The following is a 16,449-nucleotide window of genomic DNA, read 5'->3' as shown; positions in this document are numbered from 1 at the left end:
GTCAGCTCCTCTGATTGGCAAGAAACATTGCAATTGAAAAGAAATCTATTTGTTGTGTTTCATCCAGACGAAAAACTTTTTGTATACATCAAAACAAAACCGGCAAATATGAGTGGTAGATCCATTCAGAAACACTTTAGGCTTTGAAAAGAAACTTGTTGAATCTATTTCCTATTTAGACTCCTGAACCGTTTTCATTGTGGCATAATCAGCCCAAGACTGAACGTGCATTCAGTCTTTTATTTTTTAGTACTTTACTGGCTTGTTATGAAAAAGGGAGACACTTTATTAGATATTAAGAATATGAGTTTTTCTTATGGAGAACGCATCATTCTTGATGACGTGGACCTCTCTTTTAAGTTGGGTTCCGTCGTGGCAATCATGGGCGGATCCGGTATGGGTAAAACAACCCTGCTAAAACTCATCGGAGGCCTTTTAACGCCGCAGAAGGGGGCGGTGACATTTGCTGGTCAGAAGGTCGATACTTCCGATTCTGCAGCTCTCTACAAAATTAGAAGAAGCATGGGAATGCTTTTTCAATTCGGTGCGTTATTTACTGACATGACGGTCTTTGATAACGTTGCTTTCCCTCTTAGAGAACAAACCAATCTTTCCGAAGAACTTATCCGCTCTCTTGTGTTGATGAAGCTGGATGCGGTTGGGCTGAGAGGAGCCGCGTCGCTTTATCCCGCAGAAATTTCCGGCGGAATGAGCCGAAGAGTGGCATTGGCAAGAACAATCGCTTTGGATCCACTGCTGATTATGTATGACGAACCGTTTGCAGGCTTGGACCCGATTTCCATGGGCGTCACATCCCAATTGATAAGAAAGCTCAATGATGCATTAGGCTCAACCAGCATTATTGTTACTCATGACGTGGCCGAGACCTTCGAAATTGCTGACTACGTTTACATGATTTCAAGCGGGAAAATTGCAGCCCAAGGTACTCCGGAGGAACTTCGTCATAGCCAAGATCCTTTTGTGGTCCAATTTATCAACGGGCTGCCTGACGGTCCTGTTAAATTCCAATATCCTGCACCGCCATTTGCAAAAGATTTAGGACTCGAAGCATGAACATTTATAACAAAATAGCTAGCCTGGGAGGGTGGAGTCTGGAGAAGATACAAGAACTCGGAAAGTTCGGAGTCTTCAGTTTTCGTCTTTTTAAAAATTTAGGCTCCGCCTTTGTTAATTTTCAGTCCACTATCCGCCAAATCTTCTTTGTTGGTAATTACTCACTCGTAATTATTCTCGTCAGCGGCTTGTTCGTAGGCTTTGTTCTTGGTCTTCAGGGAGATTATGTTCTTTCGACCTACGGAAGCGAACAGGCTCTTGGCGTCTTAGTTGCACTTTCTTTGCTTAGAGAGCTTGGTCCGGTGGTCACCGCATTGCTGTTTGCAGGACGAGCCGGAACTTCTCTGACGGCAGAAATTGGTTTGATGAATGCGGGCGAACAGCTTTCTGCTATGGAAATGATGGGCGTCGATCCCGTCAAGCAGGTTCTTGAACCTCGTTTCTTGGCTGTTGTAATTTCAATGCCGCTGTTGGCAATTCTGTTTTCTGCCGTGGGCATTATTGGCGGCTGGATTGTTGCCGTTCCAATGATTGGCTTGGACAGCGGAGCATTCTGGTCACAAATGCAAGCCGGTGTCGCTCTGTGGGAAGACATTGGCAACGGAATTCTTAAATCTTTCTTCTTTGGTCTTGCTGTAGGTTTAATTTCTCTGTACGAGGGTTATACGGCTCGTCCTACACCGGAGGGTGTATCTCGAGCGACAACCAAGACTGTTGTTATTTCTTCACTGGTTGTACTGGGGCTGGACTTCATGTTGACCGCTCTCATGTTTACTAGTTCTTAAGGTTGGCTTCCATATGCAAAACAATACTAAAGTTAACTTTTTTGTAGGCCTGTTCGTATTATTCGCTGCAGTAGGTCTGCTTTTTCTAGCCTTGCAGGCATCAAACCTCACATCCTTTACCTCAGGTAAAACTTACGAAGTGACTGCTTATTTCGACAATATCGGAGGATTAAAGGTCCGGGCCCCTGTCAGAAGTGCCGGTGTTACCGTCGGAAGAGTCAAAAGCATTTCTTATGACAACAATAAATTCGAAGCCAAGTTAGTGCTTGGTATAGAAAGTAAGTACCAATTTCCCGAAGATACTTCGGCTAAAATTTTGACTAGTGGGTTAATTGGAGAACAATATATTGGCTTGCAGCCCGGTTCTGAAGAAGAGAATCTGAAGAACGGCTCTCAAATCTTATACACCCAGAGCGCAGTTGTTCTTGAGAATTTGATTAGTCAGTTCCTCTTTAACAAGGCTGAGGAAAACAACGGAGGCAAGTAGGAGATTTTATGAAAAATAATAAATTATTGGCAGCCGCTGTGTTGACGGGCACCATGCTTTTAAGCGGATGTGCTTCTGTTCCGGATGGTGCCGGCTCAAATCCTAAAGACCCATGGGAGGCAATGAACCGCCAAACCTTTGCATTTAACCAAGGATTTGATACGGTGATTTCAAGACCTTTGGCAAAAGGTTATCAGTTCATTACACCGAAACCGGTTAGAGAAAGCGTAACACGCGTATTCAAGAATACGATGGAGCCGGCTAACGCAGTCAACAACGTAATGCAAGGCAAAGTCGAAGATGGAATCCTTTCTTTATTCCGTTTAATGATTAACTCTACTGTCGGGGTTGCAGGGATTTTTGACGTAGCCCAGGAAGTTGGAATTGAACGTAAGGAAGAAGATGTTGGTCAGACTCTGGCTGTATGGGGCATTTCCAGCGGTCCTTTCTTGGTTATTCCAATTATCGGACCGTCTACTGTGCGTGACGGCATTGCACTCGTCCCTGAAGTTTTCTTAGACCCCAATACCTATATCGGTCATCCGGCCACCAAATGGTCTTGGTGGGGAGCAAAATATGTTAGCGCAAGAGAAAGACTTCTTCCTGTGACTGACATGCTTGACAGTGCGGTCGATCCTTACATTGCAATGAGAAACGCTTATTTGCAGTCTCGCCAGTCAGCCATTCAGGACGGAGATGAACCTGCGGTTATTCCGGCTTCTTCCATGCTTGATCCGTTTGCAGAGGATGATGAGCCGGATACCAAAGCTGAGCCTAAGAAGGACGGTAAAAAATGAGAAATCTCGGAAAGTTATTAGTTACTTTTGTTTTGACGCTGTGTACAGCAGTTTCTTTCGCATCTGTTAACTTGACCAATCCTCCGGAGCAAGTGATTACTGAAGTTACAGACGAAGTTTTAACGCAGATTAGAAATCATCCTGAACTTCAGAAAGAAGATCCTTCTGCGATTAATAATTTGGTAGATCAGCACATTCTTCCTTATTCTGATTTCCCTCGCATGACGCGTATGGCAGTGGGTCCTCAATGGAGAAATGCCACTCCGGAGCAAAAGGAAGAGATTCAGACTTTATTTAGAAAGCTGTTGATTGCCGTTTACTCCGGTGCTTTGAAGGAAGCTTCCGAGTACTCTATGCAGCTTGGCAGAAACAACATCAATCCGAATGAAAAGGTTGTGTTGGTGAGAACTAAACTGACTGCTTCACAAAGAGAACCGATCCAGCTTGATTATCGCCTCCTGAAGACAAAAGATAATGAATGGAAGGTATTTGATGTAAATGTCGGCGGTGTTTGGCTCGTTGAAAACTACCGCAGCCAATTCGCCTCTGTTATTTCTAACGGCGGCATTAACGGGTTGATTGCTGAACTTAGAAAGAAAGCTAATAAATAACATGAAGATTAGCCAGCCGCAGATAACCAATGCAAATGCTATGGAAGTTCTGGATGAAGGATTAAAGGCTCTGAGACAGGGCGACTTCATCGTGGATTTGTCCGGAGTAGAGCGCATTGACAGTTCTGCTATTGCCATTGCTTTGAAATGGAAGCAAGAAGCACAAAAACTCGGAGGCGATCTTAAATTTATCCATGCCTCTGAAAATCTTATAAAGCTTAGTGATCTCTACAATGTCTCTTCGCTATTGATGTCATCATCCAAGCAATAGGCATTCCTCAAGAAAAAGAGCTATTTAAGAAAAAATGTAAACAATTGGCCAGGACAAAAGTTCTGGCTAAATTGTTTATGGAACAGAGAACAGGCCCTTGACAATCAGGGTTTTCGTGAGGAGCAGGCTTTCCCGTAGAAGCGCCTAGAAGTATGGAAAGCAACCAACTGAAGATTCATAATGAAGTGGAAGTTTCTATTAGTTTGGATGCAAAAAAATGAAAAAGTTTTTCCTTTTATCCGTTGCCTGTCTTTTAGTAACGGCTTTCGCCTCTGAAACATACGCAGCTAGACTTGGAGGAAGAGCGACGATTCGTCCCAGAAGCTCTGCCCCTAGAACCTACACTCCTCCCGCACGAGTTTATCGTCCCAATCCGGCCGTAAGAAGATTGAATCAGAATCAAGCGCAAGGTACTGCTCCCGTACCCATTCCATTGTTTATCCCGCCGATTCTGGGTATGAACAATCTCGAAAAGCTAACTGAGACATCCTACCTTGTCAAAACCGGTATCAGAAGAAAAGACGACGAAGTCAGTTTCTGGATGCTTAACAATAAAGAGAACAAGGACAGCAAGTCCGCAAAGATCCAGTACAAATTAAATTGCACTACCCGGCAGTTCACGATACTTGCAGGGGCAATGTACTCCGAGCCAATGGGAAAAGGCAAAGAAATTTCCAAAGGCCGAGTCAACGATCAACCGCATGCAATTCCAACTGGGACTGTTATCGATTACCTCCATGGCAAGCTGTGCAAGAAACCTACCACGGCCCCGGCTGCAAACCCGGCTGCTGCTTCTGCGGCTAAGTAAGAAAGAAGAGAAATCTGCGCTAGTGAGGCGTATAGCCACGTGGAGCAGATTTTTCTATTACAGTCTTCTGAAAGAAGCGGGGACGGTGTTTGTGTTTATTCAACGGGGAAGAAAAATCCTTTGACATGTCCGAGCCAATGGATGGCGTGAGGATGCATAAGCACATAGGCGTAAGTGAGGCAATTTTTTCTCGGTGAAACTACGAAGATAAGATTAAAAAGTGAGTAATTTTTACTCAACTTATTCCCGGGAAAGCCCGTAAGTTCGGGCTTTCTAAGCAATCAAATTGTATAAACCCCAATTATCAGGGGTTTGCGTAATTTGTAAAATCAGTCCCGAATGCTAAAACCATAATTAATTTGAACAGATTTGCAAGAAGTGGCTCTGTAGGTTTTTCCTTTCTGACCTTTTAGATAAATGTAGTGCGTTGGAACACTTTGCGTCTGTCTTAAAGCTGAGGGAAGTTGATGAAAAACACAAAAAAAATAACTTTGGGTATTTTCTTGTTTGCGGTATCCATGACGGCGAGCGCAACGGCTCTGCCCTTAGAAGACTTAAAGACCGCTTGTAACGGTCCCGCAACCTCTGCTAATAGCCTTGCCTGTATCAAATTAAGTCGAACCTTGTTGAAAGCCAACCGGGTTTTTCTGGCTTTAAGCTATGCACATAAGGGAGCTAAGTCCGGAAACCCGGACGCTATGTTTATTGCGGCAAAGATTTATGTCACTCGCTGGAAAGAACTCGGCATCACCTACCAAGAAGGACTGAAATATTCCCAAGCTTTAGCCAAGGAGAGCTGTGAAAAAGGAAGCGGAGAGGGTTGCAGTCTGTACGCCTACAATCTTCCTGCGGATGATACGAAAAACAAGGTCAAGAATTGGAAGCTTGGCTGCGAAAGAAAATCTGCTGTCGGATGTTTTTTTCTTGCCAATTATCAAGATCGAATTGAGAACTTAAGCAAAGCCTGTGAATACAGCGAAAGTGACTCTACGCTTGGCAGTAATTTTTGTTTGGATTATGCCGAAGCCTTAGAGAAAGATCCGAAGAGCACAAAGGCTCAGATTCAGGAGGCATTTGATAAGGCTTGCACGCTTGGTTATCGCTATGGTTGTTATAAAGCGGCATCTCTTCGAGAAGAACAAAAAAGTCCTGAAACGGAACTTCTCCTTCAGCAATATGGGAAGGTCTGTATCCCTGTTCCCGGGTTGTGGTCTCAAAAATATTACAACGATGCTTGCAAACGCTTAAGAGAAGTGCAGAAGAAGACTGAGCAGTCAAAGCTTCGCATGCCGGATTAGAGCCACGTGAAACACTCCTCTGTCGTGTAGCAAAAGGGGGACGGTTTCCACTTTCCCATTAGCTCTTCCAACTTACTGTGTCCATAGAGGCTTTGCTTGAAGATTCAAGACGTATGCTTCAAGACTAAGTAGCATTAAAGAGAAGGTTAAGTACGGGCAGAGGTGTGGAGCTTCTCTCGCTGGAAATTTTTGGAAGTCCTCCTTGCTTTATTTAATTTTTTTCCCTAAGCCGGTGGGTGTTGTTTCATATAGACGTCATTTATTGACTTAATAGAATAAATCTATTGCTTTCATACTTTATTTTTAATCCCATGTTCATGGGAGTCTATTTTCTGACTTAAAAATAGGTGTAATAAAAGAACCCATTAGTCCCAGCAGGTATTTCGCCAATGTAAAAAATCTCAAAATAAACAAATACATCCACGTAAAACTTTCTAGGGAAAATACGGGGGGGGGGTAGAGATTGGTATAACCTTTTTTTTTGTTGAAAGAAAGAGGGCTTTGGTAGGACAGTAGTAAAAAATTAATATAATTTGATAATAACTATTAAATAGAAAAGCTGAGGTAAAAAATGGATATTAACGCCTACCCCAAGGGATGTTTTGCTTCATCCAAGCGTCACACTAATACAAAGAGAACGACTTTTGCTATGAAATTGCTGAGTGGGGCAGTTTCTGTTGCTATTGGAGCTTTGGGAGTTTCAGGGCAAGTTAGTGCTTTTCCAGCCACAAACCAATTTACAGAACAAAATGGTGTCTGGACACTGGGTACAGATAGTGGCTTTCAAGTTACAACGGGAGGTATAAATGAGAAACCAGTTTACTCTCTTCTAAGTACCAAAGATCCATACGATAACAGTTACGCTTGGTTGTGGTCCTACTCCGATTCCGATTCTCCTGCCCCAAGTTCCATTAGTGTGGTTCTCTCCCAAACACAGGGATGGAATACTTCAACTGGTAAGCCAGATGGAAAATTTGTAGACGATACAAATGCAACTATGTGGCTTGCGGGAGGACTCGTTTCGTTGTTTTCTGATGGAAGTAAAGCGAGTAAACAAGGGGTGGCCGCCGCTACAAGTATTCCGGACACAGGTATTGGATCTCGGACCCCTAACGGGAATGTGCTCTCCGTGACCTTGGAGAAAGATGTTTCGTTTATGGGAAAATTTTTTGGTGCGAGAAATGATTTAGGTGGCGGCACAAGTGCTTCCATAGAATCTAGTCTTGCAACCTTAGGAGAGACAAACAACAATACTGTGAGGTTTGACCTTGCGGAGAAATCTCGTCTTTACTCGAAAATTACTTACGGAGGAAGGTCTGCACAACTGGATTCTATTTTGGGATCCACGGTTACTGTAAAAACTGATAAAGGTGATGTTACTACTACCGCCGTCCATAAAGGTTTCAAAACAAATAACAACAAGGTATTTATCCAAGGAACTATTTCTGGGCCAAAGGCGGAAAAGAATGCTAATGCTATTGAAGTTGGCAAACCAGGAGATTCTTCTTTGTTCATTTCAAAAGGAATCTTTGGTGGAGAGGGCTATGAATCCAGTGGAAATTTAGTGTCGATTAACGATACGTTACTCGTGGCTGGTTACAGTGGCGCTAGAAAATTAGGATTAGTTGGCGGGCGTGGTATGTACTTCTGGAGAATTAACCAGGTAGATTTAGGTACAAGAATTAATAATTCACTCGTTTGGGATAACGAGAAGTTAGCTGAACATTCGTCTATTGCCAATAACAATATCGTAACGATTAACAATTCCTATATTGGCTATAAGACAGCAAACGATTGGAATACCGGTTCAACTCTGGCTGATTTTTCTTATGCTATTTACGGGGGATGGTCTACTGGAATTGCTGCAAATAACATAGTCTCTATTAAAGACTCTGTAATTAACGGAAATGTTTATGGTGGTTTAGAGCTTCAAGATCGTTTATCTGCTAGTGGTTCGGACTTAAGACCATTGAACGCCAATTTAGTCTCATTGTTTAATGCTAAATTTGAGAATGGCTCAGCTGTTTATGGTACTGCTACCTCAGAAGGAAAATTCAAAGAAGAAGATGGCGTGACTGTTCTTGATCAATCTTCTTTAAAAGCCGTTAATAGAAGACGAGGTATAGTATATCTGACCGGAGAAAATGAAGTTGATGCAGTTTACGCACGGTATGTTCATTTTGGCCAATATGTTGATAATTCCGTCCTAGAAGACAATCCAAATGTCAATAGAGAGATTGTTCGGGATTATTATCCTTCCTCATCAAACTATGACAAAGTCCTAACTGATCCGACCTATGTAGTTAAAGACTCGCCAGCGTTGAAGCGAGTTACTTCCAACTCAGAAGCAAGTCAGTATGCTATGCAGCTTGGAGATCTTGTCGCCAAGAGCTATGTGGTTAACAAGACAGGTTTCCACTCTTCCCTTACTTCTCATGACAGTGCCAATGTTTCCAATGTTACTAATGGCATGCATAATTTCTGGGTCGGAGCTTATGTGAATCTTGTAAGTAAGGTCGATGGTGATGGAAAGTTATTCAATAAAGATTCACGAGATCTTTTTGACGATAAAAAGACTTATACGGTCAATCATAACTATGGTGACGGCGCGACTTCGGCAGACAAAAATCTATCATTGTTAGTTCATGATGATGGTATGGTATATAACTTTAAACCGACCACTGTTGCAGGGGGAGCGCATGATCAGAATGCAACCCACCGACCATCATTGATGCACCAGTTTAGATATCACTATGACGGATTGGTGTTGTATGTGGGGGTAAATCCGGGTGTCGACTCAGCTGGGAATGATATACACGCCGTCGAGATTTCTTTTGAGGAAATAGAAAAATTCAGAAATGGAGAAGGTGTAAACGCATTCGGAAACACCTTTGTCGGTGTGTTCTTAGAAGGAAACCCACATCCGTTTTTCTTAGACTCAACTTCGGATGGACTGAAGACTGTAGACGCAAAATTAATGACCTTTGATCCAATAAAGGAAAATGGTCGTCCGGGATTTGACATCTATCAAAATAGGCAAGTTGTTGCAGAGGCTACGTACGGAATATATAAGTATCTCCACTTCGATGGGGAAGACGGAAAAATCTCCGATAAAGATCAAAATGGTAATCCACTTACATATACAGGAAAGGTTACAAACTTTGGAGAAAGTGGAGGTATTGGTATCAAGTATTGGCTTAAGTCAGTAAATATCTTGGATAACAAGATGTTGACTTTGAATGGTGTTACCCCAGATACGGCACCTGAAGATATCGGTTCTACGGTTAATATTGATCCTCAGGAAAGATACACCCTATCTGCCGAATTAACCGGTAGCGGAGGTGTGCTTATTCCAGAAAATAATATTGTAGTTTTAGGTACTCCTAAAACTATCTATAACATCAAAGTCCAAAACTACGCTGACGATGCTGAAGTCGAATTCAATCCTGCATTACCGAATTCTTATACCGGAGTGACACTTCTTGAGTCAGACGCTCTTCTAGCCGCTGGAATTGATGGAGCTCTAGGATCTGACAGTTCTTATACTTCTGCGCTCCAGTTAGTTGAGGGTAAAACTGGAAAGACTGCATTTTATTTGCAAGGCCATCAGCAGGTGATAGGCAGTCTCACCGTCAAAGAGAATGCACTTCTCTCTTTGACAGAAGATGCGCCTATTCAGGTCAAGTCTAAAGACGGAAAAGCTTACACAGCCAATCGAGGGTCAACTGATGGTGAACTTACAATACGAAAAGGCGGTTTAGTCGCTGGAAACATCAAGGGGGAAGCAAAATCAATTATTAATGTCGAGGGGTATACTCTTGACATTTCCTCTGCCAACCCGGACTTCTTGGGAACTGTTTATCTCAAGGGTGCAAGCGGACTATTAAATAATCAAAACGCACTTGAAGCGGCTGCTGCCAACGTTGACAAAGATTCATCTTTGTATTTCTTGACATCTGCTGCGCCGGCAATTACCAAAGCTGTAGGCAACACAACGGCAACCATTCGTGCTATTACAAATAGCGGTCACGTTTACCTTTCTAATGCAGATTTAGACCAGAAACTTGATACTCTGAATGTTGTGAATGTTAAAAATGCCTACGAAGGTAGTGCAGGCTCTGTAATCCATTATCGTGGCTTGGTTCAGGGACCAAACAACTCTCAAGTAGATGTTGTTCGCTCTCAGACCGCAACGGGAACTTCAGAGATAAGCTTTGGTAATCATAAGGATCTTCCTCCGGTGGGTGTCTTTGCTCAGTCTAAGGGTGAAAAGACTCTTAAAGAGAACGGTATTCCGGTTTTCATTGTCCAAAACCCAACGCATGATGCAAACGATCTCACTTTGACAATGCAAGAGTTCGGAGTCAAGGCAAAAGACAACGAAGCTTATAAATGGATATATGGTCTCGGCTATAACGAAAAGAAGGATGGTTCAAGAGAATGGGTACTGTACAACAGCAATACCCCGGATGATGAACCTACTCCAATCATTCCGCCTTCTCCGTCAGTGGATCCTGATCTGCCGAATGTCCCTGTGTTGAGACCGGAAAGCGGTGCCTATATCGCTAACTCGGAAGCTTGGGCTAAGATGCATATGCGTCTGCATGATCGTTTCGGGCAGGCTTATTACATCGATCCGTTCGACGGTGAAGAAAAGAAGGCTTCCGGATGGGTTCGCCAAGTCGGAACACATTCCCACTTCAAAGCCGGTTCAAGCAAGACACACGCTAGAACAGCAATCACTCAGGTCGGTGCTGATTTGATCAGAAATGAAGCTAATGAGGATTGGAAGTACGTTGGCGGCGTGTTTGCCGGTGGCTTATACAACCGCGCAAATACTCGTTCTTGGGATAGCGCTAAATCTCGTTCTGACGGATACTCATTGGGTATCTACGGAACTATCTATACTGGCAATAGTCCGGACGATGGCTTCTATGTAGATTCTTGGCTGCTGTTCGGCCGTTACGACAATAAGGTTTGGGGCGATGAAAACCCAGGCTTCAAATACAAGTCCCGCGGTTGGGTCTGGTCCGTTGAAAGCGGCTATACGATCCCGCTCTCAGAGTCCGGAACAAAAGACTACAACAAGCTGATTTGGACATTCCAGCCGGAAGTTCAGGTGGTTTGGGACGGCGTACGAGCCAGCAGTGTGGTTGACAATACGGGAACCAAGTACACCCAGCTGGGCAAAGATAACGTTTCCATCAGAGTCGGCGCCAGACTTCATGCCAACTACATGAATAAAGGCTTAGGCTTTATCGAAGGAAACTGGATCCATAATACTAAGAACCCCGGCGTGAGGATGACCAACGGCGATATCTATCGCAGCGGCGGACGCAATGTCGGTGAGTTCCGTATGGGTCTCGAAGGACATTTAAGTCGCAATACGCTTGGTTGGGCAACTGTCGGTGTGCAGGCTGGTAAATCCGGCTATCACAACGAGACGGCTCAAATCGGCTTGAGATACATGTTCTGATGAGCAAGAAGAACCGGAGAGCTTCGCCTCTCCGGCTTGCAAAACCTGCATTTGACGGAATTTCTAATCATGAAAACACAAAAAAATATATTGAAATTAGCTGCGGTTGCTGCTCTTGCTCTGACTCTTGGAGCTTGCTCTTCTTACAACCACAAAGACTATCCTAGAGAAAGCTGGTTTAAAACCGGCAGTCAGTTGATTGAGGCTGAACAGTTCCAGAAAGCCGAAAATCCTTTAAAAGTTGTCTTAGTCGTCAACTACACATGGGAAGGCAGACCGATCGTTCAAGAACCGTTTGAAGACAGACCGGCCGATTGGAGAGAACAGTATGGATTATGGGAAGCCACTAAACGTTATCTTCAGCAGACAGGTCAGTTTGTCATCGTCGATGAAGACAACGAAGAAAAGCAAGGCGTCATGACCGTCGATCTTTCTCGTTGGATGGACGAAGAAACGAAAAAAGCTATCGCTGCTAAAGAAGCTGACCCGCAAAGTCATCCTGAAAAAATCGTCTACGAGTACGATATGACGATGAAGATGAGTCTGAACCTTCTTCAAGGAAAGGCCTTTACGGCTGCTCCGGTAACCGATCATATGTGGATCGGCCATGAAGATTCAGAAAAGAGAAAAGTCGGTCTTGAGCCGAAGAGATTTACTTTCTCCTATTTCAACAACATGGACTTCCATACTGAGTTCGTCCGCAGATTCTATAAACAGATGATCTTTGAGGGCGTAAAAGAAATGGACGATAAAGGTCTTTCGGCTCTTTTTGTCCCGAAGAAAGAACAGAAGTAATTTGAGTCCGGCGGAAGCCGGATTCGGAGAGGCCGCAATAAAAGTAAAGGCAGAATAATCGAATGCTCTGCCTTTTGCTTTGGTCGCAAATTTTAGATTGGACTATGGCGCTTTAGGAGCCGGCACGGGTGCAGCTGCTCCCGGGGCCTGCATTTCTTTCTGCAGTTCTAACTCGGCTTTTCGCTGAGCTATATCGTTCATATCAATTCTAGTTTTGACATTAGAACGTTTGAGCTCAAGATCAAGCTTCTTCATCTCAAGGTCAATCTGCCTCATTTCGTCGTCGTAGGCCTTCTTTTGAGCGGCTTCGGCGGCTTTCTTCTCATTAACCTTGGCTTGGGCGGCTCTGCGTTTTGCAGCTGCGGCTGCATTTGCCTTGGCTTGTCTTTGAGCGGCTCTGGCTTTTTCCAGAGCAATGGCTTGTTCATTGGCTTGAATCTGTCTTTCTGCCTGCTGAACAGCCATAATTTGTTGATCCGTCGGGCTTACCGGCACAAGCGGGTAAGTCTGCTCAACGATTTGTTGGGCATATACGCTTCCGGATAAAGCTGCGGCTAAAGCAATTACAGTAAATTTAAGATTCATGGATCATGCCTCCAAATTATTTTTGGCATCCGTAAGGATTGTTCGGCTGAATTCTTGTGCTTGTCGGACTTGTCGATGTCATGATGGCCGGACCAAGTTTGAACTCGCATAGCTGGCCGACTTGGGCGGAATTGAAAATTCTGCCGTTCATCTTGAAAGTAATTTGTACGCCGTTAACCAGAGCGTCTTGCGGAGAAGCATAGCTTGCTCCTGCAGCGCCAAGTGCACCGCCGGCAATCGCACCGACTGTTGTGCCTGTCCCGCTGTCAATGGAATGGCCGATAACACCGCCTAAAATTCCGCCGATTACAGTTCCTAACAGCTGATTGGTGCCTCTGTCAGAAGAATTGTTGACAGCGACTCTTGCCGGCTGAATAGCAATGATCTGAACGGTTTGAACTTGCTGGGCTTGGTTAACCTGTCCTGCAGAGTAAACGTCAGAGCGATAAATGTCGCCGTTTGCTTGACAGCCTGCAAGTAATGCAGCAACGGAAGCAGCAAGAGCAGCGTGTTTAAGTGAAACCATTTCCATTCTCCAAGTTGTTCTCATAAGTAATAAGATCTAATGATATAGCACGGCCGCTTATAGATGAACGGGGTGAGGTTTGACGAGAGCAAAGTGGGCTGAAAACCCGTAACAGTAGTTTTCCGTAATGAGCGCAAGAGTCCCTTAGGAAATTATTTATTTCTTAAAATTACACTGCCTATAATTTTTCTATACTAAAAATTGATGCCTTTGGAGGACTACTCAATATGCTTTTGACCCAGTTATTCAGAAGTTTTGATCTGAGTCTAAAGACAGATTTGGTTATGTTGAAAAGCCATTGCTGTTCTTCATGGAGCTACGTTTGTAATGCTTTCTTTTTCTTGATCGCATGGGCGGTTTTTCCATTGGAAAACAAACTATATAAAAAAATCTTCCGTAACCGTGCTTTCTATTTCCCGCAGATTAACTTTCACTCTCTCCACCCGCTTGATGCTTTTCGCATACTCATTCAGCTTGGCTTCCTTTGCTTGTTTGTAATCACAAAAGATAAATTCTCTCAGCGAAAAGCAAAAGGACAGCCCGGAACCCTGTCTCAGTTCGTCAGATACGTTCGAGTCAATATCGGCCGAGAAATCCGCAATCTCTCCGAGACTCTTTCTAAATTGCTGCTTTCAGACTCTTCATCTGCCGCAGAAAAAGGTAAAAATTCTGCCGAAGAACCTCCCCCTCATAAAATGGGGTGGGTAAGAAAAACCGTGATTGGCATCCTGCTTACCGTTGGCTTGGTCCTTTATTTCCTTTGTATCACTCAGCCTTTCAGCTTGGAAGAGCAAATCATCTTTTTGTCGATTCTGTGGGTGAGCGCTTTACTTCTTTTCCAGGCTCAGACACGATTGACGTTGCTCATGCTGATCGTCATCAGCGTGATTGTCTCCAGCCGCTATATCTGGTGGCGCTACACGGAGACGATTAACCCGAATAGTTTCATGAGCGTGATTTTCTCTTGGATGCTCATCCTTGCCGAAACTTATGCTTTCATCGTGATGTTGTTAGGTTATTTCCAGGTTTGCTGGGCCTTGGATAGAAAACCGACGTCGATGCCCAAAGATCCTTCCTTATGGCCTCACGTCGATATCTTTATTCCGACTTATAACGAACCCTTGGATGTGGTTAAACCGACCGTCTACGCTTGTTTAACGATGGATTGGCCGAAAGAAAAACTTCATGTCCATGTTCTTGACGACGGCAGCCGCCCTGAGTTTGAAGAATTTTCTAATTCCGTCGGTGCGGGATATATCAAACGCGAAAAACATAACCACGCAAAAGCGGGCAATATCAATCACGCTTTAACTAAAACTTCCGGCGAATTCATCACTATCTTTGACTGCGACCACGTTCCTGTCAGAAGTTTCTTAAAAAAGACCATGGGATGGTTTTTTAAAGATAAGAACATCGCTTTGATTCAGACGCCGCACCATTTTTATTCGCAGGATCCGTTCGAAAAGAATCTTCACCTCTCTGAACACGTACCGAATGAAAACTCTCTTTTCCATGACTTTATCCAGAAGGGAAATGACACTTGGAATGCCACAATGTTCTGCGGCTCTTGCGCCATTATGCGCAGAAAAGCTCTGGAAGAGGTCGGAGGTATTGCCGTTGAAACCGTGACTGAGGACGCTCATACTTCCTTGAAGCTCAACCGCAAAGGTTGGTCCTCCGCATTTTTAAGTACGCCTCTTTCAGCCGGCCTTAGTACGGAAACATTGGCCGCTCACATCGGCCAGAGAATCCGTTGGGCCCGCGGCATGATTCAGATCTTCCGATTGGATAATCCGTTATTCGGTAAAGGACTGACTATCCCTCAGCGCTTGTGTTTCTTAAATGCGATGATTCACTTCTTGCACGGCTTGCCCAGAATTATCTTCTTGCTTGCCCCGTTGCCGTTCTTGTTCGCCAACATTTATGTGATCTACGCAAGTGCCATCGCTATCTTCGTGTACCTCGTCCCTCATATGGTTCACTCGACAATGACGACTTACGTGATCCATAAAGGCTATCGCTTCCCGTTCGTCAGTGCGATTTACGAAACAATTCTTTCTTGGTACATCTTTGTTCCGACCTTAGTGGCTATCTTTGCTCCGCATAAAGGTAAATTCAACGTGACGGCTAAAGGCGGAGTTATCGATAAAGCCTACGTAGACTGGTCGGTTGCAAAGCCATATCTGTATTTGCTGATTCTGAACTTGGCAGGCCTTTGTTTCGGTTTATATAAGATGATCGGTGCCTCTCAGTACCAGGTACTGATGTTGGCAATTAATATCGGGTGGATTCTTTATAACCTCATCATTCTTTTTGCCTCAATCGCCGTCTGCGTTGAAAGCGTTCAGCAAAGAAAATTCCCGCGTGTTGCTGCCATGCAGAAGGTTACTGTTGAACTTTCTGATGGTCATAAAGTCAAGGCCGTGCTCGCGGCATTCTCTCAAAAAGATTGTCAGTTGGTATTCAAGATTCCGTCAGCCATCCCTAACTTCAAGCTTGGTGAAAGCGTCAAGTTAATATTCGGCGAAGGGAAGACCGTACACGAATTTAACTGCACGGTCTCCGCTATTTTCTCTGCCGGGGTTATTGATCTTGACGTTCATCAAGAAACATTGCAGAAAGAAAAAGAGTACACGGCATGCACATTCGGTGTCCCCGAACTGTGGATTAATAAACAGGCCAAAATCAAAGGATTCGGAATGCTTGACGGCTTCATGGCTCTTTTGAGGATGGCTCGTCAAGGCGTGGAGGCTTTCGTCCACTATACCCCGCCGTCATCGAGCTGGCTGTTTTATATAACCGTTGGATCTTTGAAATGGATAATTAGCTTTATCCCTAGAGTGCCAAAGCTTAGGAGTCAGTCTAAACAAACCGTATTTGCCTCTTAATTAGCATGCGTCCTTTGTGCCTAATTTATGAAATTTGGCTCCAGGAGG

13 protein-coding genes are annotated in these 16,449 nt (G+C 44.1%); 11 read left to right on the top strand and 2 right to left on the bottom strand.

Going from position 1 to position 16,449, the window contains the following annotated elements; genetic code table 11:
* The first annotated feature begins 267 nt into the window (after window positions 1-267).
* From ACYQ4O_RS08815 to ACYQ4O_RS08770, 10 genes are all read left to right on the top strand, one after another.
* Window positions 268-1,074 carry an ABC transporter ATP-binding protein gene (locus tag ACYQ4O_RS08815; RefSeq protein ID WP_460175368.1) on the top strand — a complete coding sequence of 269 codons (807 nt, stop codon included), beginning with the start codon at window positions 268-270 and terminating at the stop codon, window positions 1,072-1,074.
* The gene (gene mlaE / locus ACYQ4O_RS08810; RefSeq protein WP_066595396.1) at window positions 1,071-1,859 is read left to right on the top strand and encodes a lipid asymmetry maintenance ABC transporter permease subunit MlaE; all 789 of its coding nucleotides are present in this window, start codon (window positions 1,071-1,073) and stop codon (window positions 1,857-1,859) included. The genes ACYQ4O_RS08815 and mlaE overlap by 4 nt, the downstream gene beginning before the upstream one ends.
* Window positions 1,860-1,872: 13 nt before the next feature.
* Window positions 1,873-2,346 (top strand): outer membrane lipid asymmetry maintenance protein MlaD, encoded by a 474-nt coding sequence (mlaD, locus tag ACYQ4O_RS08805; RefSeq protein ID WP_066595395.1) that lies wholly within the window; start codon window positions 1,873-1,875, stop codon window positions 2,344-2,346.
* An 8-nt stretch (window positions 2,347-2,354) separates the two neighbouring features.
* Window positions 2,355-3,143, top strand: a complete 789-nt coding sequence (locus ACYQ4O_RS08800) for an MlaA family lipoprotein (RefSeq protein ID WP_460175367.1) — start codon at window positions 2,355-2,357, stop codon at window positions 3,141-3,143.
* Window positions 3,140-3,754, top strand: coding sequence for an MlaC/ttg2D family ABC transporter substrate-binding protein (locus ACYQ4O_RS08795; RefSeq protein ID WP_460175366.1), 615 nt, complete (start codon window positions 3,140-3,142; stop codon window positions 3,752-3,754). The genes ACYQ4O_RS08800 and ACYQ4O_RS08795 overlap by 4 nt, the downstream gene beginning before the upstream one ends.
* 1 nt (window position 3,755) lies before the next feature.
* Window positions 3,756-4,025 (top strand): STAS domain-containing protein, encoded by a 270-nt coding sequence (locus ACYQ4O_RS08790; RefSeq protein WP_460175365.1) that lies wholly within the window; start codon window positions 3,756-3,758, stop codon window positions 4,023-4,025.
* Between the two features lie 217 nt (window positions 4,026-4,242).
* A complete protein-coding gene (locus ACYQ4O_RS08785) occupies window positions 4,243-4,833 on the top strand; it encodes a surface-adhesin E family protein (protein WP_460175364.1) in 591 nt (196 codons plus the stop codon).
* Window positions 4,834-5,300: 467 nt separating this feature from the next.
* The gene (locus ACYQ4O_RS08780) at window positions 5,301-6,131 is read left to right on the top strand and encodes a hypothetical protein (protein ID WP_460175363.1); all 831 of its coding nucleotides are present in this window, start codon (window positions 5,301-5,303) and stop codon (window positions 6,129-6,131) included.
* A gap of 571 nt (window positions 6,132-6,702) precedes the next feature.
* Window positions 6,703-11,607 carry an autotransporter family protein gene (locus ACYQ4O_RS08775; protein WP_460175362.1) on the top strand — a complete coding sequence of 1,635 codons (4,905 nt, stop codon included), beginning with the start codon at window positions 6,703-6,705 and terminating at the stop codon, window positions 11,605-11,607.
* Between the two features lie 69 nt (window positions 11,608-11,676).
* Complete coding sequence (locus ACYQ4O_RS08770) at window positions 11,677-12,402, top strand: hypothetical protein (protein WP_460175361.1); 726 nt, start codon at window positions 11,677-11,679, stop codon at window positions 12,400-12,402.
* 102 nt (window positions 12,403-12,504) lie between these two features.
* Here the strand turns inward: ACYQ4O_RS08770 and ACYQ4O_RS08765 are convergent, their stop codons facing one another.
* The gene (locus ACYQ4O_RS08765) at window positions 12,505-12,987 is read right to left on the bottom strand and encodes a hypothetical protein (protein ID WP_460175360.1); all 483 of its coding nucleotides are present in this window, start codon (window positions 12,985-12,987) and stop codon (window positions 12,505-12,507) included.
* Between the two features lie 16 nt (window positions 12,988-13,003).
* The gene (locus tag ACYQ4O_RS08760) at window positions 13,004-13,513 is read right to left on the bottom strand and encodes a glycine zipper 2TM domain-containing protein (protein WP_460175359.1); all 510 of its coding nucleotides are present in this window, start codon (window positions 13,511-13,513) and stop codon (window positions 13,004-13,006) included.
* A gap of 284 nt (window positions 13,514-13,797) precedes the next feature.
* Here ACYQ4O_RS08760 and bcsA point away from each other — a divergent pair, with 284 nt between their 5' ends.
* Window positions 13,798-16,401, top strand: a complete 2,604-nt coding sequence (gene bcsA / locus ACYQ4O_RS08755) for a UDP-forming cellulose synthase catalytic subunit (protein ID WP_460175358.1) — start codon at window positions 13,798-13,800, stop codon at window positions 16,399-16,401.
* Window positions 16,402-16,449 lie beyond the last annotated feature (48 nt).

Source organism: Turicimonas sp. TL08 (genome assembly GCF_054660695.1).
The sequence above is the reverse complement of the archived record's forward strand: the minus strand, read 5'-3'. Positions and strand labels throughout refer to the sequence as shown.

Coding starts and splice junctions, on each gene's coding strand:
- ACYQ4O_RS08775 (WP_460175362.1), top strand. CDS start 6,703: ATGGATATTAACGCCTACCCCAAGGGATGTTTTGCTTCATCCAAGCGT.
- bcsA (WP_460175358.1), top strand. CDS start 13,798: ATGTTGAAAAGCCATTGCTGTTCTTCATGGAGCTACGTTTGTAATGCT.
- ACYQ4O_RS08765 (WP_460175360.1), bottom strand. CDS start 12,987: ATGAATCTTAAATTTACTGTAATTGCTTTAGCCGCAGCTTTATCCGGA.
- ACYQ4O_RS08795 (WP_460175366.1), top strand. CDS start 3,140: ATGAGAAATCTCGGAAAGTTATTAGTTACTTTTGTTTTGACGCTGTGT.
- mlaE (WP_066595396.1), top strand. CDS start 1,071: ATGAACATTTATAACAAAATAGCTAGCCTGGGAGGGTGGAGTCTGGAG.
- ACYQ4O_RS08770 (WP_460175361.1), top strand. CDS start 11,677: ATGAAAACACAAAAAAATATATTGAAATTAGCTGCGGTTGCTGCTCTT.
- ACYQ4O_RS08790 (WP_460175365.1), top strand. CDS start 3,756: ATGAAGATTAGCCAGCCGCAGATAACCAATGCAAATGCTATGGAAGTT.
- ACYQ4O_RS08760 (WP_460175359.1), bottom strand. CDS start 13,513: ATGGTTTCACTTAAACACGCTGCTCTTGCTGCTTCCGTTGCTGCATTA.
- ACYQ4O_RS08800 (WP_460175367.1), top strand. CDS start 2,355: ATGAAAAATAATAAATTATTGGCAGCCGCTGTGTTGACGGGCACCATG.
- ACYQ4O_RS08785 (WP_460175364.1), top strand. CDS start 4,243: ATGAAAAAGTTTTTCCTTTTATCCGTTGCCTGTCTTTTAGTAACGGCT.
- ACYQ4O_RS08780 (WP_460175363.1), top strand. CDS start 5,301: ATGAAAAACACAAAAAAAATAACTTTGGGTATTTTCTTGTTTGCGGTA.
- mlaD (WP_066595395.1), top strand. CDS start 1,873: ATGCAAAACAATACTAAAGTTAACTTTTTTGTAGGCCTGTTCGTATTA.
- ACYQ4O_RS08815 (WP_460175368.1), top strand. CDS start 268: ATGAAAAAGGGAGACACTTTATTAGATATTAAGAATATGAGTTTTTCT.